This window comes from Mucilaginibacter sp. P5_A6, assembly GCF_056400585.1.
The window spans coordinates 1-844 of sequence record NZ_JBFUKZ010000091.1; the positions used below are offsets into that span (position 1 = coordinate 1).

Sequence of the window (844 nt, forward strand, 5' to 3'; positions counted from 1 at the left end):
CTTTATGAAATGCCAAAGCTGTTTCCTCGTTCGGGCTAAAATCTTCGGGTACTTCCAGCATTTCTTTCAGCACCTTGCTCCAAATAATTGTATTTTTAACAAAATTCCTGCTCCATGCGCCAATCCGGGCAATTTTTTGTGCTTTATTTAAAACTTCTAAAACCTGTCCGCTTTCTGTTTCCTTCTGTTTCAAAGGGGTAATATTCTCGGTTAAAATTAAAAAACCTCCAATTTCTGATCCTCCCCTATACCATGGCCTCAGATCCCAGCGCATCCAGGCTAATGTTCCATCCTGGTTTTCAACTATAGAATCATCAAAATGAACTTCTCCTTTTAAGCATGTGAGCAATAAATCATGAAATTGAGATTTAATTTGCGGCAGAACCTGGTAAAGATTTACCCCTATGATTTCTTTACCTTGAAGATTGTAATCCTCAATCCATCTTAATGATGCTGCTATAAATAGCATATTGCTATCAAACATGGCAATGGCAATGGGAGCCTGCTCTATAAAGGTTTTATAATTCTCACTATTTTCTGCCTGTATTTTGGTTACAAGTTCTTTTGATAACTTTTCATTTAAATACTTTTGGTAGCATGACGAAAAATTAGACGGGTTTGAGAAATTAAGCATTAAAGCCATCTGGCTTTTGTTGCACCGTTTTTCATTGATGCACTTTTCAGCAAATTCCATTTGAAGATGCCTGAAATAAGAAAAAATAGTACTATTATATTTTTCTTTAAAATCTCTTTTAAGTTTCGATTCGGATATAAAGTGTTTTTTTGATAGTGTGGCTATGCTTGGAAATTCGGTAAAAATACATGATTTTAATGTTTGTACTAC

At 34.7% G+C, this 844-nt stretch carries 1 protein-coding gene; it reads right to left on the reverse strand.

The features are described from left to right. Positions 1 to 694: PAS domain S-box protein (locus AC1DO4_RS27875; RefSeq protein ID WP_477421057.1), on the reverse strand; the 694-nt coding region annotated here is incomplete at its 3' end. Positions 695 to 844: the final 150 nt, after the last annotated feature.